This is a genomic window from Vibrio sp. B1-2 (genome assembly GCF_963888445.1).
Lineage (GTDB): Bacteria > Pseudomonadota > Gammaproteobacteria > Enterobacterales > Vibrionaceae > Vibrio > Vibrio anguillarum.
Window position 1 is genome coordinate 278,472 of the sequence record NZ_CAWPJH010000022.1, and the last position, 24,947, is coordinate 303,418.

General features: G+C 43.9%; 20 protein-coding genes. 5 read left to right on the plus strand and 15 right to left on the minus strand.

Translation table 11 applies throughout. The features are described 5' to 3' along the window. Positions 1 to 9 precede the first annotated feature (9 nt). Both AACQ75_RS09530 and AACQ75_RS09535 read right to left on the minus strand, forming a co-directional pair. Positions 10 to 396 (minus strand): cytochrome b562, encoded by a 387-nt coding sequence (locus AACQ75_RS09530; RefSeq protein WP_013868020.1) that lies wholly within the window; start codon positions 394 to 396, stop codon positions 10 to 12. 98 nt (positions 397 to 494) lie between these two features. After that, a complete protein-coding gene (locus tag AACQ75_RS09535; protein WP_013868021.1) occupies positions 495 to 1,238 on the minus strand; it encodes a phosphatase in 744 nt (247 codons plus the stop codon). Between the two features lie 189 nt (positions 1,239 to 1,427). On the opposite strand from AACQ75_RS09535, the gene AACQ75_RS09540 reads away from it, so the two are divergent. Further along, the gene (locus tag AACQ75_RS09540; RefSeq protein ID WP_339605552.1) at positions 1,428 to 4,304 is read left to right on the plus strand and encodes an HD domain-containing phosphohydrolase; all 2,877 of its coding nucleotides are present in this window, start codon (positions 1,428 to 1,430) and stop codon (positions 4,302 to 4,304) included. Here the strand turns inward: AACQ75_RS09540 and trmY are convergent. The 7 genes from trmY to AACQ75_RS09575 all read right to left on the minus strand — a co-directional run bounded on the left by trmY (position 4,301) and on the right by AACQ75_RS09575 (position 9,970). Then, complete coding sequence (gene trmY, locus AACQ75_RS09545; RefSeq protein WP_170888550.1) at positions 4,301 to 4,900, minus strand: tRNA (pseudouridine(54)-N(1))-methyltransferase TrmY; 600 nt, start codon at positions 4,898 to 4,900, stop codon at positions 4,301 to 4,303. The two genes, AACQ75_RS09540 and trmY, sit on opposite strands and share 4 nt — an antisense overlap. A 79-nt stretch (positions 4,901 to 4,979) precedes the next feature. After that, positions 4,980 to 6,212, minus strand: coding sequence for an organoarsenical effux MFS transporter ArsJ (gene arsJ, locus AACQ75_RS09550; protein WP_094124586.1), 1,233 nt, complete (start codon positions 6,210 to 6,212; stop codon positions 4,980 to 4,982). A 42-nt stretch (positions 6,213 to 6,254) separates the two neighbouring features. After that, entirely contained in the window at positions 6,255 to 6,752 is a 498-nt protein-coding gene (locus tag AACQ75_RS09555) for a cyclin-dependent kinase inhibitor 3 family protein (protein WP_170888551.1), read from the minus strand. 12 nt (positions 6,753 to 6,764) lie between these two features. Then, on the minus strand, positions 6,765 to 7,766 hold the full coding sequence (locus tag AACQ75_RS09560) for an ArsJ-associated glyceraldehyde-3-phosphate dehydrogenase (RefSeq protein WP_170888552.1): 1,002 nt from the start codon (positions 7,764 to 7,766) through the stop codon (positions 6,765 to 6,767). Positions 7,767 to 7,787: 21 nt separating this feature from the next. Next, positions 7,788 to 8,129 carry a metalloregulator ArsR/SmtB family transcription factor gene (locus AACQ75_RS09565; protein WP_088733488.1) on the minus strand — a complete coding sequence of 114 codons (342 nt, stop codon included), beginning with the start codon at positions 8,127 to 8,129 and terminating at the stop codon, positions 7,788 to 7,790. Positions 8,130 to 8,497: 368 nt separating this feature from the next. Beyond that, a complete protein-coding gene (arsB, locus tag AACQ75_RS09570; RefSeq protein WP_170888553.1) occupies positions 8,498 to 9,556 on the minus strand; it encodes an ACR3 family arsenite efflux transporter in 1,059 nt (352 codons plus the stop codon). Between the two features lie 84 nt (positions 9,557 to 9,640). Continuing rightward, on the minus strand, positions 9,641 to 9,970 hold the full coding sequence (locus AACQ75_RS09575; RefSeq protein WP_017046037.1) for a metalloregulator ArsR/SmtB family transcription factor: 330 nt from the start codon (positions 9,968 to 9,970) through the stop codon (positions 9,641 to 9,643). A gap of 294 nt (positions 9,971 to 10,264) precedes the next feature. On the opposite strand from AACQ75_RS09575, the gene AACQ75_RS09580 reads away from it, so the two are divergent. From AACQ75_RS09580 to luxN, 4 genes are all read left to right on the plus strand, one after another. Next, positions 10,265 to 11,755, plus strand: a complete 1,491-nt coding sequence (locus AACQ75_RS09580) for a SulP family inorganic anion transporter (protein ID WP_013868030.1) — start codon at positions 10,265 to 10,267, stop codon at positions 11,753 to 11,755. Positions 11,756 to 11,765: 10 nt separating this feature from the next. Next, positions 11,766 to 12,614, plus strand: a complete 849-nt coding sequence (locus tag AACQ75_RS09585) for a universal stress protein (RefSeq protein ID WP_170888554.1) — start codon at positions 11,766 to 11,768, stop codon at positions 12,612 to 12,614. 262 nt (positions 12,615 to 12,876) lie between these two features. Further along, entirely contained in the window at positions 12,877 to 14,082 is a 1,206-nt protein-coding gene (gene vanM, locus AACQ75_RS09590) for an acyl-homoserine-lactone synthase VanM (RefSeq protein WP_170888555.1), read from the plus strand. Further along, positions 14,075 to 16,654, plus strand: coding sequence for a quorum-sensing autoinducer 1 sensor kinase/phosphatase LuxN (luxN, locus tag AACQ75_RS09595; RefSeq protein ID WP_170888556.1), 2,580 nt, complete (start codon positions 14,075 to 14,077; stop codon positions 16,652 to 16,654). Before vanM ends, luxN begins: the two co-directional genes overlap by 8 nt. Positions 16,655 to 17,530: 876 nt before the next feature. On the opposite strand, the gene AACQ75_RS09600 is transcribed toward luxN, so the two are convergent. The 6 genes from AACQ75_RS09600 to AACQ75_RS09630 all read right to left on the minus strand — a co-directional run bounded on the left by AACQ75_RS09600 (position 17,531) and on the right by AACQ75_RS09630 (position 24,939). Next, positions 17,531 to 17,863, minus strand: coding sequence for a hypothetical protein (locus AACQ75_RS09600; RefSeq protein ID WP_170888557.1), 333 nt, complete (start codon positions 17,861 to 17,863; stop codon positions 17,531 to 17,533). A gap of 3 nt (positions 17,864 to 17,866) precedes the next feature. Next, a complete protein-coding gene (locus AACQ75_RS09605) occupies positions 17,867 to 18,805 on the minus strand; it encodes a hypothetical protein (protein ID WP_094124122.1) in 939 nt (312 codons plus the stop codon). A gap of 34 nt (positions 18,806 to 18,839) precedes the next feature. Continuing rightward, complete coding sequence (locus AACQ75_RS09610; protein WP_170888558.1) at positions 18,840 to 19,910, minus strand: DUF6765 family protein; 1,071 nt, start codon at positions 19,908 to 19,910, stop codon at positions 18,840 to 18,842. A 1,183-nt stretch (positions 19,911 to 21,093) separates the two neighbouring features. After that, the gene (locus AACQ75_RS09620; protein ID WP_041154765.1) at positions 21,094 to 21,822 is read right to left on the minus strand and encodes a M48 family metallopeptidase; all 729 of its coding nucleotides are present in this window, start codon (positions 21,820 to 21,822) and stop codon (positions 21,094 to 21,096) included. Next, positions 21,822 to 23,822: a type I restriction endonuclease subunit R gene (locus AACQ75_RS09625; protein WP_198300698.1), complete on the minus strand. Its 2,001-nt coding sequence runs from the start codon at positions 23,820 to 23,822 to the stop codon at positions 21,822 to 21,824. Before AACQ75_RS09625 ends, AACQ75_RS09620 begins: the two co-directional genes overlap by 1 nt. A gap of 364 nt (positions 23,823 to 24,186) precedes the next feature. After that, on the minus strand, positions 24,187 to 24,939 hold the full coding sequence (locus AACQ75_RS09630; RefSeq protein ID WP_011784790.1) for a VIT1/CCC1 transporter family protein: 753 nt from the start codon (positions 24,937 to 24,939) through the stop codon (positions 24,187 to 24,189). Positions 24,940 to 24,947 lie beyond the last annotated feature (8 nt).

Consider the following 24,947-nt stretch of genomic DNA (forward strand, 5'->3'; position numbering starts at 1 on the left):
CAAAGCTGATTAACCAAATAAGCGCTTCCAGATACTTGGGTTACGCTGCTCGTGGTATTCAACACGCAGTTCGTCTACCGTCCGCAGCGTTTGTTGAGCTTGCTCTAAATTTCCTTGCTCAAGATCCACTTCGATTTTGTCTAATGCCACGGAAAGCTTATTAAACCCTTCTAAATAGAGATCTTGCTTCTCCGGTGGATAATTTCCCCGTTTTGACTCTTCAACCAACTGACTTAATCTCTCAATGGGTGCTTGCATTGTTTCAACGCTGGTCGCTTCTGCCGCTTGTTTAAATTCAAGCTTCATTTGTTTCATGTTCTGTTTTAAGTCAACATTAGCCGCCGACACGCTAGCCGCAAATAATGCACAAGCTGTTAATATCATTATTTTTTTCATAATTATTTCTTTTTATTCTGGCAAGAAGTGCCAAGTTTAATGGATCTCAAGATAAAAGAGGGACAAATTTTTGTCATTTTTTATGACCTCTTTACGGCTTATAGTGTTTGATATTCTGCGATCGCTTTTCGCCCGCGCAGTGCTAAAAAGGCCAGAAACTGCTCGACACTGTGCGTAATCACTTTCTCAGCAGCAATACCAACGTTCTCAAGCAGTTCACTGGCCAGTTGAAGTTGGCCGATATCTTGACAAAAATGGGCATCGCTGCCAGTGGTAACATAAGCACCATGCGCTTTCGCCACCTTAGCAATTTCATAACAGCGATCGACACTCCCTACCCTGCTGTGTCCTTTTAAGGTGCTGTTATTAATTTCTATCGCAACGTGATGCTGGGCGGCGCAGGCGATCACCTCATCAAAATCAAAATCGAAATTGGGGTTACCTAAGTGCCCTAGCGCATCCACTCGTCCACCTTTAATCACATTGATCAACGCTTCGGTATGCGCCGCTTTATCGGCAGGCTGAAATACGGGCTCATGAAAACTGGCGATCACCCAATCTAAGTTTTGGTCAACAGAAGGGTGAACATCAATCTCGCCAGCACGATTCATGATGTTGGACTCAATTCCTCGGATAATGGCAACACCGTCTAAAAAGCGCGGCAAAATACGTTGATTGGAGAAGAACCAATAATGCGGCGCTCCAGGCATCGACTGCGCATGATCGGTTGTGCAAAACATTGCTAATCCATTTTCTTTAGCTGAACGCGCGTTTTCAATGAGCGTGCTGTAAGCGTGACCACTTGCATAAGTGTGGGTATGAGTATCAACGACAAGATTCATTTTAATTATTCCATTCCAACAGCGATGCTTCAGTGTAACAGCCTCGCTGATGGCACTTCAATCTAAGGGCGATATATTCACCATATCGACACTTTTTGACCGGATGAAAACACACCGATGTGAAATGGTTTTTTGCAACTTACCCACATTGAACAATACTTAGCAATGTCATCCAATTCGGAGTTGGTTATGAAACGACGTCGTTACTCACTGAGCATTCACATTACGAGTCTCTTTTTAGTGCTCGCCATGGTGATCGGCATTGTATTGATTGGCATAAGTTATCACCATAGTCAGCAACTACTGACGGTAAGTGCACAAGGATTAAGTAGCGAAAACAGCAAAAAACTGGAATCAGCATTTAAACAAAGTGCCGCACCTATCTTGACTACGCTCGATTTTTTAGCTTTTAGTAACGTAATTGATCAACCGGATAAAGTCATCTCGGACCCACGCCAACTCGCCACCGTTTGGCTGACCTTCCAACGTAATCCACAGTTGGTCGCGCTCTATTATTGTGACGAAGCTGGAGCTTGTACTACATTTCGCTCGCTGAGCTTTGATAAAGCCAAACAGCGTTTTGATGCCCCCGCACAAGCTCAGCTATTGGCCCATTACACTCAAGTTGATGGCACTAACCGCCTTATCTATTTAGACCAGAACCTTAAAAGCCTGCTCGACAAACAAGATAACAACAATAAATTTGATCCTCGCGTGCGTCCTTGGTTTACCTCGGCAAGTCAAGATGGCGCGATACGCTTAACGGAACCTTATTTCTTTTTCTTCCTACAAACGAGCGGCGTCACACTGTCACGTAGATCGGCCGATGGAAAGAGTGTGCTTGGCGCCGATTTCACGCTTGACTCACTGTCAAAACAGATGAGTACGATGGGTTTTTCTGACAGTGCTCAGCTCATTTTGTTCGATAATCAATTTAGACCACTCGCCCAACACAATACTAAGTTCGAGCTACAACAAGATCCCTCACAGATTGCACAGCAGCTACAGCAAAGTACTTTTGCACCAATATTGAATCGGGTCAGCAGCCAAACTTTGTATGAAACGGTCAATATGAATGGCACAACGTGGTCGGTGACGTTAACGCCGGTACTTTTAAACGACAATGTACGCTTGTTGCTGGCAGAAGCGGTACCGCAAGACGATTTGATCGCAGATTTGCTCTCGATGCGAGATCAGCAGATTTTTGTCGCGTTAATCATGCTCGCTATCGCTTTTGCAGTGGTTGGTTTTGTGGCGCAAAGGCTCGCCAGCCCTTTAGGTAACCTAGTGCAATTGACCGACAACATCACGCGCTTTGAATTTAAAAAGACACGCTACCCAAAAAGCCGGATCCGCGAAGTTGCCAATTTAACCCAATCGATAGAGCTCATGGAGCATACACTGCACGACTTGCTGCGACTATTACGCGAAACCGCCAGCAACCAAGAATTCGGTGTGTTAGCCAAAACGATTACCCATCAAAGCTATTTGATCACTCGAGCTGAAACTATTTTGCTCTACACTTATGCCAACGAAAATAACCAATTTATCACCGCAGCAAACCACGCCATCATTCCCTTTAAGCTTGATATCAATCAGTTGTCTCAAGAGATGCCGTGGCTACTTTCTGAACTGCGCAAAGGCCAAACGGTTCACTTATCTAAAACCGATAATTCGATGCGTAAGCATAAAGATGAGCTGTATAATTCTGATCTTTATCTTTTCCCACTGCTCAACCGAGACAAGCAGTTGGTTGGCGTATTAAACCTAGGCTACGAACGGGCCATCACTCCCGATCAGCAAGACAAACATGCATTTTTACGAGAGCTGCTCAGTTTTGCCGAAATCGCTAAAGACAATATCGACAAAATGCAGCGGCAAAAGGAGATGCTCAACTCGTTTATTGAATTGATCGCATCAGCCATTGATACCAAATCCCCTTACACGGGCGGCCATTGTCAGCGAGTTCCTGAATTAACCAAAATGATCACTAAAGCGGCGGAAAACGATAGCACCTATTTCCCACAATTTTCCATGACCAATGAAGAGTGGGAAGAGCTCACTCTCGCCGCTTGGTTGCATGATTGTGGAAAAGTGACCACGCCTGAATATGTGATTGATAAAGCGACCAAATTAGAAACGATCTACGACAGAATTCACGAAATTAGAATGCGTTTTGAGCTGCTCAAATGTCAAGCTGAAACGGACTACTGGCAAGGTGTTGCGCAGGGCAAGAACGAGCCAGATCTCAAGCAGCAGTTGCTGACGAACCAACAAATCCTTGATGAGGAATTTGCTTTCGTCGCGCAGTGTAATATTGGCAGTGAGTTTATGAGCGATGATGACCTTTCCCGCTTAGAGCGAATTGCGCAAAGAGAGTGGAAACGGACTTTGGATGATCAACTCGGTACTTCTTGGATAGAGAACCAACGTGCAGGAGAGTCAAAACCATTGCCCACTATGGAGCGCTTGCTTGATGATAAACCCGTACACCAGTTGCACTGGGTGAACGGTTGCCGTCCACAAGATCTGTGGCAAGAAAACTTTATTTTACAACCGGGAGAACTGCGCTATAACCGAGGTGAGCTCTATAATTTGTCCATTCGCCGTGGCACGCTCACTAACGAAGAACGCTTTATGATTAATGATCACATTGTGCAAACCATCATGATGCTCAAGCGGCTACCTTATCCTGAACATATGAAAAACGTTCCTGATATTGCAGGAAGCCACCATGAACGAATGGATGGCGCGGGTTATCCAAGAGGTTTAAATGAAGAGCAGCTTTCCATCCCCGCTCGAGTGATGGCAATAGCCGATGTGTTTGAAGCACTGACCTCTAGCGATCGCCCCTATAAAAAGGCCAAAACGCTCAGCGAATCGATCGCGATCATGACCACCATGGCCACCACAGGCCATATTGATCCGAAGCTTTACTTACTCTTTTTAGAAAAAGAGATTTATCAAGACTATGCGGATCGGTTTTTACACTCCGATCAGCACAGCCCAATTGATAAAGAAGCACAGATAAAAAAAGTAAAAATGAGTTTGAAGAAGACTTTTTAAAGACCGCGAATATCTAACTCATTCTGGATCAGCACAATGCACTGCGAAGCAAACAGCATTCGAGGCCCAAGGCTGATTTTCTGTGTATTAAGGCGCTTTAAACTGTTCCAACTTTTTTTCGGCATCGGGATGTGGTCAGTAAGTAAAAAGCAGCTGTCGTCAGAAAATTGATGATCACGGACACTTTCGCCTTTTTTATCCAGTAAATACAAGTGGTAACTTTCAGAAAGGCGTTGCACCAACTTTTCAAAACTGATGGTTTCAACCGTGAGTCCTTGCTCGACCTCTCGGGTTTGCTCTTTGCCCATACCCACAGAAACATCTAAAGCGTGGCCTATTTTGGTCAGCAAGGCTTGCTCGTGAAAGCCACCAATATTGTGCAACTGGCTCGACTCAAAGCATAAAGTCCGCGAGAAATCTTGCGTACTTTCCAGCACCAAATAGACCACCACGTCATCACGATGAGACTGCGCAGTAAAAATAGCGTTCATGAGTACGTGGGCCAAAATTTCGGTGTGGGCTTCTTGCCCAACAGAGGCTAAAAAAGTCTGTTTATCCGTGGAAGCGGCGCGGGCCCTTACAACAAAAGCTCTCATGTGACTGACTCAATTCATTCAATAAAGCACGGACTCTATCACAATCTCCATCCACTGGAATAGTGATCTGCTGGTGAAGCTACGGTTCGCTCGTCAACACAGCTTTGCTTTTCGGGAGCCCCAATGAAATGAGAGTGGTCAGCAGCAAAAAACCAAACGAAACCCACAAACACGCCGCTAATCCCCAAAGTTGGAAAACCCACCCGGAAAGTACGGTACCGATTAAACGCCCCATCGCGTTTGCCATGTAGTAAAAACCAACATCAAGCGATACACCATCCCCCTTGGCATAGCTCACGATCAAATAGGAATGCAGCGATGAGTTAATCGCAAAGACCGCGCCGAAAAGCAGTAACCCCGCGATGATCACGACTTCCGGATGCCACTGCGCTTGAATGCTGTAGGCGATCAAACCGGTAATCAGCGCCAGTAACGCCGCCCAACCGAGCGCAGATCGCCCATCTGGCACTTGGTCTGAAGCACTGCCCGTTATTTTAGGAGCAAACCCTTGGATCACGCCGTAGCCAATCACCCATAACGCTAAAAAGCCGCCCACGGCACTGTGATCCCAACCAAAAACGCTGCCCAGATAAATGGGTAAGGCAATCACAAACCAAACGTCTCGCGCGCCAAATAAAAATAGGCGAGCCGCCGATAAAATATTCACGCTGCGCGATTTGGAGAAAATCTCTGAAAATTTCGGTTTGGTTTTGGCTTTGCCAATATCGGCTTGCAAGCTAAGCAAACTGCCGATAAAAACCAACAGCAATACCGCCGCCATAGCCGCTACCGCATATTGAAAGCCGATCCAAGAGAGCAAGACGCCACCGAGAAAAAAGCCGGCCCCTTTTAGAGCGTTTTTTGAACCCGTAAGAATGGCTATCCACTTATAGAGTGCGCCTTGTGCATTTTCAGGGACTAACGTTTTGATCGCACTTTTTGCACTCATTTTATTGAGATCTTTTGCGATGCCCGATAACGCCTGCGCCGCCATCACCCAAGGAATGGTTAACCATGCAGCAGGTACAGCAAGCATCAAGAGCGCGAATATTTGCATGCCAAGGCCAATATTCATGGTGCGATTCAGCCCTAAACGCGCACCAAGCCAACCGCCAATCAGGTTCGTCACCACGCCAAAAAATTCATAAAAGAGAAACAAAGACGCAATCGCTAAGGTCGAATAACCCAAATCATAAAAATACAACACCACTAACATGCGCAGCGCGCCGTCAGTGACGGTAAAATTCCAATAATTAAAAGTCACTAGCATGTACTGGCGAACGTTTTGGTTGAGTTGAGACAGCATAATCACTCTCTTTGCAAAAGAGCCGCCTAAGGCAGCTCTTTGGGACTGTTATTGATTAACAAATTGTTTGATGTACTCAACTTGTACATCTTTGGTAAACGCACCCGGTCTTAATGATTGAACGTGAGTAATAATGTTTTGCAGTTCCCAACCTTTCTCCAGCAATAAATGAGCAGCAAGTAAACCAGTACGACCCGATCCACCCATGCAATGCATGGCAATCTTATCTCCCTTGGCAAGCGCCTGATGAAGTGACGGGGAGATACTTTGCCAATGCGTTTGAAACTGATGGTCGGGCGCGCAATCATCTTCAATTGGGGCGTGAAACCATTGCAGCCCCGCGTGCTCAACCACTTTAGGCAAGTCACCAACACCTTTCTCTTGCATCTCTTCGTGACTTAGAGCCGTCACCACAACGGTAACACCTTGAGATCTCAGTTGTTCAATACTCTCAACCAGAGGAAGATCTTTTGTCCCCGGGCAAGGCGTCAATACCAAACCAGCGCTGTTTTCTGCAACAGGCAGTTCCCATGTAGGATGTGTCATTTCTTTGCTCCTTTATGCCAAACCGACTTTGCGTACTAATTCTGCGGTACGCGTTGCGTAACCCATTTCGTTATCATACCAAGCGTAAATTTTCACCATGCGCTTGCCCACCACCATGGTCGAGAGTGCGTCGACAATCGTTGAGCGTTGATCGCCTTTGTAATCAATCGACACCAGTGGGCGCGCTTCAAAACCGAGAATGCCTTTGAGCTCATTTTCTGAAGCCGCTTTCAGTAGCGCGTTGACTTCTTCCGCGCTGGTATCGCGTTTCACATCAAAAATAATGTCGGTTAACGAGGCATTGGCTAGCGGCACACGCACCGCGTGACCGTTAATTTTGTCTTTCAGATCGGGGAAGATTTCCACAATCGCTGTCGCAGAACCGGTTGTGGTCGGGATAAGGCTCATACCACACGCACGAGCGCGGCGTAGATCTTTATGCGGTGCATCCAAAATGGTTTGCGTGTTGGTTAAATCATGAATGGTCGTAAACGAGGAATGTTCAATACCCAGTTGCTCATGAATCACTTTGACGATAGGCGCAATGCAGTTGGTGGTGCAAGAAGCGGCCGTAACAATCTGATGTATTTGTGGATCAAAGATGTGGTCATTGACCCCAACCACGATATTGACAATCCCCGCTTCTTTTACCGGAGCCGATACCACCACGCGTTTGACACCTTGCGCGAGATACTGATTCAAAAACTCAGATTTGCGGTGTTTTCCCGTGGCTTCGATGACCACATCACAACCAGACCAATCCACATCATTGATCGCTTTTTGTTGTGAGGTACGAATAACCTTACCGTTGGCAATGATCGCATTACCGTCGCTTGTCACTTGGTGATGCCAACGGCCTTGTATTGAATCAAATTCGAGCAAATGAGCCAAGGTCGCCGCGTCACCCGCAACGTCGTTAATCTGGACAAATTCGATCTCTGGCCAATCAAATGACGCCCTTAATGCTAAACGACCAATGCGGCCAAATCCGTTAATTCCGACTTTAATCGACATCTTTATTTCCTTTTATCCCTTCTAAACACAGCATTCTGGGCGAGATTCCATCTCTGCCAGCCTTTGCATATCTTGTTGGTATTCTTTTTTCAGGCAGTTGGATTCCATCAGCCCTTGAATTTGTTTTTTCATCCATCCGGGTAGTTGGTCCGATAACCGATAAAACACCCATTGGCCTTGCCTTGTATCAACCACCACGCCACTGGAACGAAGTAGAGCCAGATGGCGAGAAATTTTCGGTTGGCTCTCATTTAACGCTTGTGTCAACTCGCCGACACACACTCGTTGCTCGCGTGCAATCATGAGTAAACAGCGCACCCGTGTTTCATCGGACAGCAATTTAAAAAACTGATGAGGTAGCATTTTACTTATCTCTGCATATGCGGATATGCATATGTATTATATAAAAAGAAATCGCTGTCAATAGAAAAGTTACCGCTAAATAAAAGTTACCGCTGACTTCAGAGAACAATGCTAAAGCGAGCAGTAAAATAGCTGATGGTATGTTGCAGGGCTTTTGTGGCATTTTGATTACAATCGATTTCCCAATAGATCTATTTTTGATACGCCTATCATACCCCGATGCATCGCAACATTGGGATCAAGAGTTCGTGCGTAGCAGAACATAGATGACGTTTCTAACTCATTCACAAACATTTCACATTTTCAAAACAGTCTACGGTTATGAAATTTAATGAGAAAAATATCCTGAAGTTCGGACTCAGAGAGCGCTAGTATTTCTTTTTCATACGCAACGCAACGTTGACCAAGGCAATCAACACCGGCACTTCAACCAAGGGCCCAATCACACCCGCAAATGCTTGATCGGAATTTAAACCAAACACAGCAATCGAAACGGCAATCGCCAGTTCAAAGTTGTTGCCTGATGAGGTAAAAGCAATTGAGGCATTTTGATCGTAAGGAATGCCCAGTTTTTTACCAATGAAAAAGCTGACAAAAAACATCACTAAGAAATAAATCACTAAAGGGATGGCAACGCGTATCACATCCATCGGCAGTTCAATGATCATCTCGCCTTTCAGGCTGAACATCAAAACTATCGTCGCTAGTAGTGCCACTAGCGTAATCGGTGAAATACGCGGAATAAACTCCTCGTTGTACCATTGCTCACCTTTCGCGGCCATCAACCATTTGCGACTTAAAAAACCAGCTAAAAATGGGATACCGAGATAAATCAGCACACTTTCTGCTATATCGAGAATGGTAATATCAACCACAAAGCTCTCGAGCCCAAAATACGGCGGCAAAACAGTAATAAATAGCCACGCCATAAAACTGTAAGTGACAATTTGAAATGCACTGTTGAGCGCCACCAACGCTGCGCCGTACTCTTTGTTCCCACCGCTGATATCATTCCACACCAATACCATCGCGATGCAACGCGCCAGACCAATTAAGATCAGTCCGACCATATAACCGGGATAATCGCGTAAGAAAATGATCGCCAATGCAAACATCAAGATAGGCCCGACAATCCAGTTCATCACTAAAGAGAGTGTGATGGCGCGTTTATCACGAGTCACTTCACCTAGTAGGCTGTAATTCACTTTTGCCAGTGGTGGATACATCATCAAAATCAAACCGATCGCCAGCGGAATATTGGTCGAACCGACCGACATATTTTCATTCCATTGCGCCACTTGCGGAAAGAAGACACCGATCGCTACCCCGAGCCCCATAGCAAGGAAAATCCACAAGGTTAGATAGCGATCGAGAAGACTCATTTTTTCGGCTGCAGAGGCTTCTGCGCAGACAGGTAATTCACTCATACATCACATCTCTCGGTCAGTCTAAAAAGGGAGCCGCGCACAACTTTCTACTTACAGCCATGGCGACATAGTAACGCTAAAATTTCATTCATTTTGGCAAGATGGGCCAGCAATACGCGTTAGCTCTTGCGCAATCAATGCGGTATTGTGGCTCAGCGTGATGTCCAATATCTGCACCATCCAACTTTCCAGCTCAGGATTGATTTGGTAGTACACCCACTTACCGCGCCGTTCATCAATCACTAGCTCATTTTTTCTCAGTTCAGCTAAATGACGAGACACTTTTGGCTGACTTAATTGCAACGCATTCATTAAATCACACACACACAACTGCCCTTTGTGCTTCATCAACAGCAAGGATTTGAGCCTCGTTTCTTCAGACAAGGATTTATAAAAAGATAAACTGCGGCACATAAACAATACATATGGAATATCGAATGTGTTTTAGTGTAAGGAGCAAAAGAGTGGAAGTCAAACACCAGAACTACCCTCGCGCACGACGGGCGACGCTTGAAAAGCAGCGTGATAACGGGAGAAATGATTATTGCAATACAAATAACGATCGTTTGGTTGACCTATACCACATCAATGATTAGGATCACATTTTAAAAATCAACTAAGAGACGTTGCGAATGCTGCTTACGCCGCCCTAGATTGATCTTTACCTCTCACAACTCACCTTTTTATTTCATTTTTTAGAGATCAAGTATGCTACAAAATATTAAGCGCGATTGGTTTTCCAATGTGCGAGGGGATGTTCTAGCTGGCACTGTCGTTGCGTTAGCATTAGTTCCTGAGGCAATAGCCTTTTCTATCATCGCAGGTGTAGACCCTAAAATCGGCCTTTACGCTTCATTCAGTATTGCCGTGATCATTTCAATTGTCGGTGGACGACCCGGCATGATCTCAGCAGCCACTGGAGCAATGGCGCTGTTGATGGTCACTTTAGTCAAAGAGCATGGCTTGCAATATCTACTGGCAGCCACTGTTTTGACCGGGGTTCTACAAATACTGGCCGGTTACCTCAAACTGGGCGATTTGATGCGTTTTGTATCACGTTCGGTCGTGACGGGGTTTGTTAACGCGCTGGCGATTCTGATTTTTATGGCGCAATTACCAGAGCTGACCAATGTAACATGGCACGTTTACGCCATGACACTCGGTGGGCTGGCGATTATCTATCTATTCCCCTACGTTCCTGTGATTGGCAAATTGCTACCTTCGCCATTAGTGTGCATTATCGCCTTAACTCTGATTGCTATCAGCTTTGGCATTGATATTCGCACTGTGGGCGATATGGGTGAATTACCAGATACTTTGCCGATATTTTTATGGCCAGATGTTCCGCTCAACCTTGAAACCTTATGGATTATATTTCCTTATTCAGCCGGATTGGCCGTTGTCGGTTTATTAGAATCAATGATGACAGCAACCATTGTTGACGATTTAACCGATACCAGCAGTGATAAAAATCGTGAATGTAAAGGCCAAGGTATCGCCAACATTGCCACCGGCTTTCTTGGCGGCATGGCCGGTTGTGCGATGATTGGTCAATCGATCATCAACATTAAATCCGGCGGACGCGGCAGGCTCTCTACTTTTTGCGCCGGTATTCTACTGATCATCATGGTGGTGTTTTTAAGTGATTGGCTCAAACTCATCCCGATGGCGGCTTTAGTGGCGGTAATGATCATGGTTTCCATTGGGACCTTCTCTTGGAGTTCGGTAAAGGATCTCAAAACTCACCCACTTTCTACCAGCATCGTGATGATCGCGACCGTTGTTGTTGTGGTTGCAACCCATAACTTAGCGATCGGTGTCGGTGTCGGCGTGCTGCTTGCTTCTCTTTTCTTTGCTAACAAAATTGGCCGCTTCATGGTGGTTAAAAGTGAACTCTCTGAAAATGGAGAAGAGCGTACCTATCGTGTTGTTGGGCAAGTCTTCTTTGCTTCGTCAGATCAATTTATGAACGCGTTTGACTTCAAAGAGGTCTTAGAGCGTGTCACTATCGACCTCTCTGCAGCGCACTTTTGGGATATTACTTCGGTTTCTTCGCTAGATCGTGCTGTTATCAAATTCCGACGCGAAGGGACCGATGTAAACATCATCGGTATGAATGAAGCAACAGCAACGATTGTCGATAAATTCGGCGTGCATGGTAAGCCAGAAGAAGTTGAAAAGCTGATGGGCGGACATTAAGGAACAGATTATGACCAATATTATTGCTTGCATCGATGGATCGATTTATTCACAGTCGGTCGCCAATTTAAGCGTGTGGGCCGCCAAAAGCTTACACGCACCGTTAACCTTACTGCACGTACTTGATAAAGCGGCCAATCAAACCGAAAGTGAGTTATCTGGTAATATCGGTTTAGGCAGCCGAGAACAGCTGTTGAAAGAGCTTATTGAACTAGACGAAAAGCGTTCTAAACTAGCCTTAAGGCACGGTAAAGCGTTACTCAATGAGCTAGAAACTAAAGCTCATGAACAAGGTTTACAAGATGTGCATAAACTGCAAAAGCACGGCAACCTGTTAGAAACTTTGCTTGATCTTGAAAACGAAATTCGTGTATTGGTGGTCGGTAAATCAGGTGAAGTGCACCAAAACGACGCCATGGCTGTTGGATCTCAATTAGAGAGTATCGTGCGTACAATGAAGTCGCACACCTTAGTGGCAACGGGTGATTTTACGCCACCACAAAGCTATCTATTAGCCTTTGATGGCAGTGAAATTAGCCAGAAATTAGTGGATAAAACGATTAAAACACCGCTGCTAAAAGGGCTGGAGTGCCATTTGGTGATGGTGGAAGATAACCACGATAAAGCGAGCGCGTTTAAAGCTGCCGCCGAGAAATTATGTGCGAACGGTATTCACGTTGTGGAAGCGTGCTTATCTGGCGAAGTTCATAAGGCGATTCTTCAGTACCAACAACAAAACCAACTTGGCATGATCGTCATGGGCGCGTTTGGACACTCTAAACTTCGTCAGTTTTTTGTTGGCAGTAACACCACTCGGCTCTTAGCCGAATCAAGCGTACCGATGCTATTGATACGATAATAATTGATAAATTAACCATATAGATAAAGCCTTCTTCGGAAGGCTTTTATTATAAAACTCTGTTGTGGAGGGTAAGTGCAAGTAGTAAACTTGCTGCGGATATGCAACTGGTACTTAGGATGTTAGGTACAAATAAAATCACGGTTACTGCTACTAACTGACGTGACGCCAAATACCCTCCTAAATCAAAGTCTCATTTACTGGAGCCTATCTAATAAAACTAATAAAAAATAATTAAATAAACCTAGGCTAGGTTAACTCTATGAAAATAATATCATCTTTAGGCTCACGGCTGACAAGCAGTCTGCCTATTGAAAAAAAACAGCGGGCTCTGGTAGAGTTCGTCATCAATACTTATCAACCACAGCAACGGGCTGATCTTTTCCGCGCCGTTACAGATCACCGCAAAAACCAATTACTCAACCTATTTCCTGAACATCACAATAAAAGCTTCTCAGTACTGTTTGAATTGATGGACTACCGAGAGCTCATCCGGCGCTATCCGAATACATTAGATGAAGAGATAGCACATCTTGAGCAAGCCGTCAGCGAGTGTTATTCGCATTGGCTAGATTTCTGGTGTGAATGCGAAATTGCGGCTATAAAAACACTATTCCCTATCGAAGCGGATACTCCTCCTCGTATCGAACTGCCACTTAAAGACTGTGCTTACCGTGGTTTTTTGATCGACCAGATAGAGGATTCTGAACTTTGGGTCACAATGCCCAGTCACCCGCAAAAAATGCCTATCAAAGATGCGATCACCTTGAGCAATCTTGAGCTATTTATTAAAGGCGAAAAGTGGTACGAGATGCTGCCTTTATTGTCCTTATCACAAAAAGGGAAGCACTTTGTTTTACTCAAGCATCCTAATAACGAAGCATCTCCCACACTGGTCGCTTCAATGTTGGTACAAGATTGGTCAGTAAATCAGACTTGGCTTAGTTACGCACAGCAATTCAGTAACGAACAGTGGCAATTCTGTTTACCCGATCATAGTTACGATGTTTTGATGGAATTACAGCTTTTCAAACCAGCATTGTCGAAATGCGACTCTCTCCCAGAATTCGATCATCAATTTCGGCGACAATTGACTGGTACGCAAGCGGTCTGTGAAGTGCTGCGTTTAACCGTCAGTGGTAACGCTCAACAAAAGCTCTATTTTCTCTACCTTGCTCAAAAAAAGCTCATCCAAATACTAAATCAAATGGGGTATAAAATTGGTTTCACCATTATCGAACAACCTTTCATACTCAATTTTTATCAAACTATCGAACCAAAATCGTATTTCCGTTCTGGATATAACGACTTAAATAATAACGGAAAACAAAGTTATCGTGGATTCTGGATTATTGAAAGGATGGATAAGGTTTTCAGTGATACCAATTTTCGTGACTATCGACATGCAGTTTCTCAGCGTAGGAAGTACGATTTAACCAAAAGGAAAGAGAAAAAAGAGTATGCTTAACCTCAACTTAGATCCAATTCTCTATCCCAAAGCGATAACGCTTATCGCAGCAGTAGCCATGGTGCTCGTTTGGTTAACTTACTATTGCTATCGTCTTAAACAAAAAAATGAAGTAATTTTTGGCACACACCACGCCTCCTACATCGCTTATTCCTCGTGTATCATCGCTTGGATAGGAAGTAATGCATATTTCCATACTGATTGGCTAGTTGAGCTTGGTGTAAATAGAGCAATCTTTATGGCAGAAATTGCCAATATTTCTGCATCCCTTGCATTTGTTTTTGCCTACTATTTCTCATGTCAGCTCTCTGCCGAACAAAGAAAAGGCAAAGTACACCTTTGGCAACGGCTGATATTTATTACTATAGCGGCCTACTCCGTACTTATTAACTTGCAATCTAACCTCACGGTGAAACATGTTGATATTGTCGGACCGAGCGAGTTTGTCATTGAATTTGGGCCCCATACGCCTTACTTCTTTAATGCCATGCTATGTTCAGTGATACTGACGTTATTCAACTTGGTCGTGATGCGAACCAATAGTAGTAAGTTAGCACTGGCCAAAACCAATTATATTATTGCAGGTATATTGGTATACATGCTTTCAACACTAGTTATCCACATAGGAATCACCTTTTTCTTTCAAGATTTCTCACTCTCTTGGCTACCTCCGGCACTCTCCATCAGCGAAATGATGTTTGTTGGCTATGCTCTTATCACTTCACGCTTCTACAGTGTGAAATACCTTGCTTACCTGTGTCTCAATACTGCGTTAGTATGTGGGGTTTTATTCATACCGATCGGCGCGATCTTCATCCCTCTCACCGACAGCAACCAATGGCTGATTGCAATACCACTCTGTGCACTTATTGGTATTACTTGGAATCCACTCTACAAACGCTTGAGCCGTTACGCCTCTTTACTCATTTACGGCAATCAGCAGACTCCTGTAGAGCAAATTCTCGCTTTAGAAGACGATTTCAAGCGGTCAATTGATGATGCGATGCGCCGTTTAGGCCAGTTATTATACATCGCCGATGATAAGCTGCAGTTCGTTAATAGTAACTATAACGAAACCGTCTACGAACGTTACCTTTCATCCAAACAAACCGCACTAGTGTTTGATGAATTGTTTGAAAAATTAGACAACAAAACCGCAGCAAAAAACTCGATCAAAGCCCTTTATGACAAAATGAGCTCAAACAATACGGCCTTGGTTATGCCACTGTTTGGCCACAGCAAATTGGTCACACATTTATTGATCTCGCCACACAAAATCAATAATCAGATGTTTTCTAATGAAGAAATCGCTGCACTTCAAACCTTGCTAACCCGAATACAAAGTATTATTGAAGCGGATAGACGTGTCTGCCAAAGTCGCGCATTAGCGAATTCAATTGCGCATGAAATGCGTAACCCGCTCGCTCAAGTACAATTACATTTTGAAATTTTAAAGCAACATATTGATAGTCAAGCGCCCGCACAACAAATTAAACAGGATATTGAGAACGGCCAAGCGGCTATTCAACGTGGGCGGCAGTTGATTGATATTATCTTGCGCGAGGTCAGCGATAGTTCACCTGAACACGAACCGATTACGATGACGTCGATCCACAAAGCCGTTGATCAGGCGGTCAGTCAATATGGCTTTGAGAACGAGAAAGTAATTGAGCGAATTCACTTACCACAACAAGATGACTTCGTAGCAAAACTTAATGAAACCTTATTCAACTTTGTTATTTTCAACTTGATTCGTAACGCAATTTATTATTTTGATTCCTACCCAAATAGCCAAATTGAGATCACAACTCAAATCGGTACTTATGAAAATATTTTAATCTTCAGAGATACAGGCCCGGGGATTGACGACGCCATTTCTTATAAGATTTTCGATGACTTTTTCTCTTATCAAAAAAGCGGAGGCAGCGGTCTGGGGCTCGGCTATTGCCAGCGTGTCATGCGCTCTTTTGGCGGCCGAGTTGAATGCAAATCGAAACTGGGGGAGTTTACAGAATTCCACTTATACTTTCCTATGGTACCCAATGCCCCCCAAGCCGACTCGCTTCGTACTCCTGATTTCAAAAGTTGGCAACAACCTAAACCTAATACCGAGCAAAGAACCGTTGACAATATACAACCAATCGATAAGCCATTTCTAATCAATAACAAAGCCCCCACGGTGCTCATCGTTGACGATAAAGAAGTACAACGCTCACTAGTTCAAATGTATCTGAACCAACTTGGTGTTAACAACTTGCAGGCAAACAACGGTGAAAATGCAGTAGAAATCTTTAAAGCGAATTCCATCGATTTGATCTTGATGGATATTCAAATGCCAGTTATGAATGGTTTTGAAGCCAGCCAAATCATTAAGGCGCATTCTCCGCAGGTTCCGATCATTGCGCTGTCAGGTGAATCTGGCGAACGTGAGCTAGAAATGATTAGCAAGCTGATGGACGGTCGTTTAGAGAAACCGACGTCATTAAATGCGTTACAGCAAGTAATCAGCCATTGGTTAAATAAAGACGTTGTACCCAATGCTCATACAGCAAAGAGTGGAACGGTTATTTGACGTAATTGAAGACACCAACATCCAAAGAAAAACTCAGCCAGTACCAAAACCATTTCGGTGCTGGCTGACATTTTAAAACCGCATAATCTATTATAAACCGTCTACTACCTACACTCGCCAAGCCTTGACCTCAGCGACCCCAAGTGGTTCTAGCTGAATATCTAGTGAACCCATGCAAGTTATACATGCAATAATTACATATGCACCTTGTTTCAAGTCTCATTTCATGAACGACAGGGTTGAGCACCTCACCTTTTCAGTCTATTGTTTGTAGCGAAAGACAGGTTCGACTTAAACAACACCTTTGCTTGCACACTTTTAGCCGCCTATTTTTGGCGGCTTTTTTCTTACTAGGCAATTATTTCCTTTTTAACAGCGCAATACACTCTTCGTAGTGAGGGGCATAATTAATCAGAGCCGCAAAAGCGGCTCTGATTAATTATAGTTTGTTGATGCAACCATAATGTGATATTTCATAATACTTTACAATCAGTAACTTAACCACAAAGCAACCATATATTGATCTCACCCAAAACAACCATAAGTTGATATTTTTGTGACACGCAGTATCGAGACCAAATTTTTATGTAGGAAACTTTCTTACAGAGAAATACCCCCACATCCCCTCATCTCACCGACAAATTCAGCCGCTAGTTAACATATGACAAAGTTGCTTGGTAATTAAGGTACGACAGAATCGCTCGATGATCACAAAGTCTTGACCATCCGCTGAAACACGTTTCTGGACAGAACTTTCTCAGCGATTTGACTAAATTAGCATTTAATTAAATACACAAAGTATTGCAAAACCTCTAATTGAGTGGCTAATTAAATTCATCCACTACATAGGTGTTAAGATGCAAAAAACGAAAACGCTTATAAGAATTTAGCCAACTGTACTAATACCTTATCGATTGCATTAGCTACCTGAGCTAGCACTTTAACCTTGTCTTCCGCGCTCTTTAAAGCTTCCTTCCCTCCTTTCGCTTGATTGATAAGCTCCTTAAGACTTCCTTGTCCTTTAGCGAGTGTGACCGAATTGTTTTCTAGTATGACCACATTGTAGGCATAAATTTGGTCACCCAGTTGTTCGCATTGTAGTAACAACGGCTCATCTTCTGGATCTAACATGACGGAGTCAAGGTAGCTTTGAAGTTCGTCATACATACTTTCCAATTCAGCGTATACAGTGTTGTGGCTATGGTCCATTAGTTAGTCCTCTAGGCTATCGCGAAACTCTTTGATCGCATCGATCTGTGTCTTAGTAGATTTGAGCGCTTTCTTGGCCGCGTCCTTCGTTAAGTCGTCATCATTTTTTAAAGATATGACTATCGATTGGTTCAACTTTTGAATATCCACTAAGGCACGTTCAAGTTTTGCAAACTTCGCATCTAGCTCGTTTATACGTACTCTGATCTCATAAGCTTTCTTGTAAGCATCAGCTCGCTCTTCAAGTGAATGATAGAACGTCACACAGCGTATGTTGTCACTGGTTTCACAGCGATTGGGGTTGTTGAGTAGATACAGGCGAATACGCAGTTCTTTTTCCAAAGAAATCCTTGTCGCTTTCTTCCAAGAGTCCAATTCACCCTCTAATGATTTAAATGCGCTTTGAACTATATTCTCTGAATCAATGACGATTTTCTTTAATAGGTCATAACGCTTTTTCTCCGTATAAGCACGCGCGATTGCATTCACGCTAGTTGAGAGTAATTCAACGTCGTTTACATCAATCTCTCCGACTTGGGGCATCCGGGATAGAGATACCAACGACGAATTTAGCTTCTCCGAGTATTTATCCAGAGCTTCGCTTCTATCGTCGGTCGCAAGCAGATAAATACTCTGGGAAAATGTATTCAAGTTTTTGAGTAGAGCCTCTTGACCGGCATTGTTGATGGTAGAAATATTTAGGTCTGAGCCAGTGACACCATCCCGTGTTGCTTTCATCAGTTCAGCGTTAATGCGCGCGTCATCGGCAGATTCATATACAGCGATTAGCGCGTCTTGAACTTCTGTAGATTGCTTGGCGTACTCTCCCACCATTGTAATCGATTCATTCGATGCACAGCCACTAAGGCCTATCACTACCAGCGAAGCCGTTGTGATAAACCTCAACCTTGTAACAGCGGAGACTTTAAACCATTTAGTCATGTATTTTCCCTTTTACTATTAAGGAGTGGACGCACTAAGCGATACAAATCCCGTACTTAGGTAGGACATCTCTGATCACTTCTATGCGATAGGTTTTGAGCGCATCATGAAAGAGTTTCCAGTCTGAATTTAAAAAGGATGACGAGTAGCGATAAACAAATTTACCGTCTTGTGTAAAACCTTGCCCCCTCGCCTGTTGCTTCCAACTGTTCTCTCCATCCTTGTCAAACGACAAATCGACTGCAGCAAAGCCAAATTTTCCTTCTCGCAGCCACTCAAGCCACTTGGTATGGCGAGCTTCACCATCTTCATCATCTATGGTTGTTAAAGCGTGTTCTATTAAAGAGCGCTGCTGCGTGGTCAAACCTGGTTGATTATCGATATTGATCTCGGCGTCACCATGTTTCCAACATTGCAATACTTTGCACATCGCATCCGCGGCTTGTAGAAATATCAAGGTATTGTCTCTTACTACGTGTTCCCCTTCTCCATTTAGATAATTCCAAGAAGTGTAAGGTCTATCAGGAAAAGATAGGGCCGCACCATGGCCAAGAGGAGAAGCAGCAGATACCCCACCACTAAACAAATCATCTTTAATTCGTTGTAACAGAGAGCTGGAGGACGATTCGAGGTTATCTACTTTGTTGTAGTCGTGGATCACCCCAGCAAAACCTTGATGGGCGAAAGTATCTGCATAAACATGCATGGCAATCCCCATCAGATGAACGCCGTAGGGCTTATACCAATGTGTTGCCACCATTCTCAGCATATCTCTTGCAACAGCGCTGTCTGGTTTGCAAACTAGCCGATGTATAAACCTTCCATCTGGTTTAACGTTTGAAGGAAAGCCTTGGTTGCCTGGAAGAAAGTGAAATGGTATCCATACCTTATGATTTGCAAGCTCTTGCGTGTTTCGATAGTCGAGCATTTTGTGAGCAGATACAATACGGTCGTACATCGCACCATTATCAAAATGGATTGGCTTATCATTTGTGGCCTCATCTACATATTGAGCCGAATACGCTACTTTTTCAGCGTCGGTATGCTCAATCCCCGCATACCGAGCGATAACGTAAGTTAGAGTATGATGTCCATCTATTTGCATTCGGGCCTCCATTGGCATGACTATTACATTAAGCATGCTGCAGCGAATAGAGTCACAACCGCCGAATGGCTAAACAGTATCAATCTCGGCTTACTTGCGTTTTTTGAACGGTCTGTTTGTCACTGCATACTGAATATGAAACTCTGGAAATATAACAATACTGAAGTCGAATTCATATGAGAAATAAATATGTAAACGAGGTGGGTCACAAATAGTTATGTACTTTAATCAAATGTTTGATCGAAGTAGGCTAGCGCTAGAAAAATAATTTTCCTAGAACGTAACCGTGATGGGGAAATGTTTAACAAGTAACGTTCTGGAATATAGGAAACAATATCATTCGATAATATCAACAGAGGCAATACAGGAGCTTTTCGCCAATCACACATTATTAACTGACTCGAAATTGGACAAAAATGTTTTAGAACTGATTGCTCTATAGCATTTCTGTCAGTTTAAAATCAAAATGATAGCAGGCGTCACACTCTAGAGTAGATTCTACCGTAATCCTCTTACCCATCTTTACACTGACATAACGATGAATATTTTTTCCACGAGATTTCGTTAGGTTACGAGCGGGAGTATGGAATGCATACTCTAAAGCAGAAGTCGTAATTGCTGAGGGCACAGGTAAGCTTGTCATGAAATTGCCTCTTCACGATTTTGTCGTAAACTTACATAAGTCTAGACTATGAAGAGGCAATATCAAATTATGGTTGTACCAAATATCAATATATGGTTGTAAATATCAATTTATGGTTGTTTCAACAATTATGGTTGTTGATGCAACCATAAAGTGATATTTCATAATTATTTATAATCAGTAACTTAACCACAAAACAACCATATATTGATATCACCCAAAACAACCATAAGTTGATATTTTTGTGACACGCAGTATCGAGACCAAATTTTTATGTAGGAAACTTTCTTACAGAGAAATACCCCCACATCCCCTCATCTCACCGACAAATTCAGCCGCTAGTTAACATATGACAAAGTTGCTTGGTAATTAAGGTACGACAGAATCGCTCGATGATCACAAAGTCTTGACCATCCGCTGAAACACGTTTCTGGACAATTATTGGTTAGAGTTATCACTCTATTAAAATCTAACTACCTACAAAAATTGATTACTTATGCACAAGTAGTCAATTTTGAGAGCTTAGAAATTATGTTTTGCCTAATAACTCCAGTCTTCATACGCCAGCGGTAAGCTATTGAGCAAACTTCTCCGTTCGCGCCAATCTTGTAAATGCTCATCCATCAGCGCTCGGAAACGGTCGTTGTGGTGACGTTCTAATAGATGGGTAAGCTCATGAACTAGAATGAACTCCAAGCACTCTGGCGGCTTTTTAGCTAGCTCAAGGTTCAGCCAGATACGTTTGTCTGTGCTATTACAGCTACCCCACTTGGTTTTCATTTTCTTGATGCCCACATCATTGGCTTCAACCCCCAATTTTTCTTGCCACAAAGGTAAAAGCGTAGACAATGAGGCTTTGATTTCAGACCGATAAAACTCATTAAGCAACTTTAAACGATTCTCTGTTGTAGTTTTACTCGCAACACCAAGCTCAATACGATTACTTTTTACCGCAACGTGATGTTTACCTGGTGCTTCTACAACTCTCAGCAAATAACGTTGCCCCCAAAGGTAGTGACTCTCACCACTGATCATTTCCCTAACGGATTGACGACGCTGACTTGCAAAATCCGCTTGTTGCTGCTTGATCCATGCAAGCTTATTAATCACAGCTAAGCGAATGGCTTGATCACTTGTTGCGACAGGCACGGACAGTCTCACCGCGCCATTGGGTGGCAATACGCTTAAGTGAATGTTGGTTATCGCTTTACGGTTAACGGTGAGCTCAATACCAGCAATGGTTACCTCAAAACTGTCGGTCGTAGCCATCAATGGTATTCTCTTTGCGCCTTGATGATATCCATCATACGGTCCAACTGTTCATCAATTGCATCATCATCGTCCATCCCAAAATCTTTAGTGGCCTCTAGAATGGCATTTTCAATTTTGCGCTCTTTGAAAGTATCACCAAGCCAATCAGCCTCTTTGTTCAACCGAACAGCTGTATCGACTTGTGTAGTGAGCACCTCATCATTACCAAAATTGTCATATAGCGCTTGTTTTGCAAGAGTATCAACGGAATCTGGATAATTGTAGGCTGTGTTACTTGTCGGGTTGACGACTTTTTTGGCTAATGCTCGTATTTTCTCTAAATACTCTTGATAGCTAATGACTTGTTCACGTCTCTGCTTAATCAGCTCATCAAGCAGCGTCGCCATACTTTCAAAGTATTTAGGGTTTACTGGGTTTTCATCGACAATCGTCTTGCGAACGTTGTTCTCTATAGCTTCTGCCATTGCCTCTTCGTTTTTACGAATGTCTTCAGGCAATGAATCCAACCCCTTACCGCCATTATTTACCACTAAATCGATCAACCCAAACTCTTCAAAGTCCATCAGAGTTTCACTGTCATCTGCACGAATATACATGTCGAGCAATTGACGCATCGCGGGCTCAAAGCGCTTCATTTCCAGTAAGTCGCCGCTACTCAACTTCACTTCATCCCTAACTTTTTCAAAATAGGCGACTTCTTGTTTGATACTTTGTGCTTCCTCAGCGGTATAGCCCGCTTGCGCCATTTCGTTGGCTAGATTGGTATAGGAGCGGATAAGCTTTGCGACCGCTTGGTATAGGGTTAATCGCAGTGCTTCCTTTTCACTTCGCTCATCTTCATTGGTTGATTCAGCACCCGACTCACCAACAAAATAGTGCATGAAGGCTTGAGTATCCCTAGGGGCTTTCACTGGCTCACAGAGGGCTCGCGCCACTTCTAGTGCATTATCTAAGTCAGTTCTTGCTTCCTTGAGTCGGTCTTTTAAAAGACCCGCTACATCTTCATCGTCATAGCCGTCAAAAGCCTCGGCGGTATAGTCTTTAATCGCTTTATCCAGAGAACGGAACAGATCTTTATAATCAACAATATAGCCATAGTCTTTATCGTCCCCATCCAGCCTATTTACACGACAGATTGCCTGAAATAAATTGTGGTCGGCCATTTTTTTATCGATGTAAAGGTAGGTAGCCGATGGTGCGTCAAACCCTGTTAATAGTTTGTCAACGACGATCAACAAACGCATTTGACCAGGCTCTTTAATAAAGCGCTCTTTCACTTTCAGCTCAAACTCTTCAACCCGTTTTGCCGCTTCCTCTTCACTTTGCTCAAAGTAATCTGCAAGCATTTTGCGGTAGGTTTCATATTTAAACAGCTTTTCTGTTTGACCCTCGCCAGACTCTTCGCCTTTGCTCGAGCTTGCCGTCGGTTGGTAACTGGTGACAATCGCACATTTACCCGCAAGATCAGTTTTGCTAAATAGATCGAATACAACACAAGCTTGATGAACACTGGCACAAACCAACATAGCATTGCCTCGACCAGAGAGCAGTGCAGGCTTTCGCTTCATATCCAGCCAAATATCCATCACAATACGTTCAAGCCTCGATTTGCTCGAGAGGACCTTCTGCATCGTGCCCCATTTCTCTTTGAGTTGTATCTTAGCGAGGTTCGAGAGCCCCTGAGTGTTGGTATCAAACCAAGTATCCACCCCTTTATTCGATGTTAAGTGCTGATCAATATCGCGGGCTTCATAACGTAAATCTAGCACCACACCATCGCTCACCGCCTCATCAAATTTGTAGGTATGAATATAAGGACCAAATACCTCTAGAGACTTTTTCTTGTCCTTTTTCATCAGTGGCGTACCTGTAAAACCAATAAACATGGCCTCAGGTAAAATTGCTTTCATCGCCTCATGAAGCTTTCCAGACTGGGTTCGATGACACTCATCCACCAACACAAACAAGTTACCCTTTGCACTAAAATCATCTGGCAAAGCACCTTTTAAGTCCTTGAGAAACTCATCAGTAGTCTCGTTTTTTTCGCTTTCAGTTGGCTCTTCACCGTTTCGGGGGTCAGTTCACGAAACGGAAAAAATTGTACGCTAAGCCTTTGGCATCAATGATATCGACACCATTTTTTCCACAATTCATAAAGTTGCGCAGTAATTAGTCGACGACTGGCCCTTGCTAAATAATTTTCATTTCAGCATGAGTTGTGCTTTAAAAATTCAATTCTGCAACTACACTCATTGGGCGAACAGAGCGAGAAATCCGCAGTTAATTCCAATAGCGGGTACGCGAATGAATATCAGCTCTTAGGGGAATATTATGTTAAATTGTCTATTCACCGCTGAAGAACTAACCCCCCAATAACCCCTGCGCAAAATGCCCAGTAGCAAACGCCAGCCCCGCTGCGGCCGTACCCATGATCAAAGTCCGGAGTCCTGATCGCATTGCTGGTAAGCCATAGACGATACTTTTAAGCATTCCGATACCCAAGAAGACGACGCCTGCCAAACCAAGACTCGTCAGGAACTGAATCTGACTCTCCATACCCGGGATGGCATAAGGCAGTAAAGGTAAAGCACCAACCGACAAAAATGCGGCGAAGGTAGTCAACGCGGCTCGGCGTGGGCTGAGTCCGGCACCCGAGAGTCCGTACTCTTCTCGCAACATGGTTGCTACCCACACATCGGGATTACGACTGATAGCCTCCACTACTTGCTCCAGCAATTCGCCGTCGAATCCCTTCGCCTGAAACAGCTGGCGAATTTCCTCACGTTCACCTTCTGGCACAGCACGGATATGTTCACGTTCTGTGCGTTCAGCAAATTTGATCTGATTCAACTGCGCCTGGCCCGCTTCGTAATTACTTACCGCCATGCTGAAGCCGTCTGCAATCAGGTTTGCAAAGCCGAGTACCAACGCAACCTGTGGCGAGAAACCTGCGCCGAACGCACCCGATACAACCGCAAACGTTGTAACGCAGCCATCGATGCCGCCAAGCACAGCATCTGGTAGCGTCGAGGCCTTAACGGGACCAGCAAGCCGTGCACGAACGGCATTAGGCTGGTGCTCGCTGAGCAGTCTTTCATTTTCTGTGGATGGCATCTTTCAGC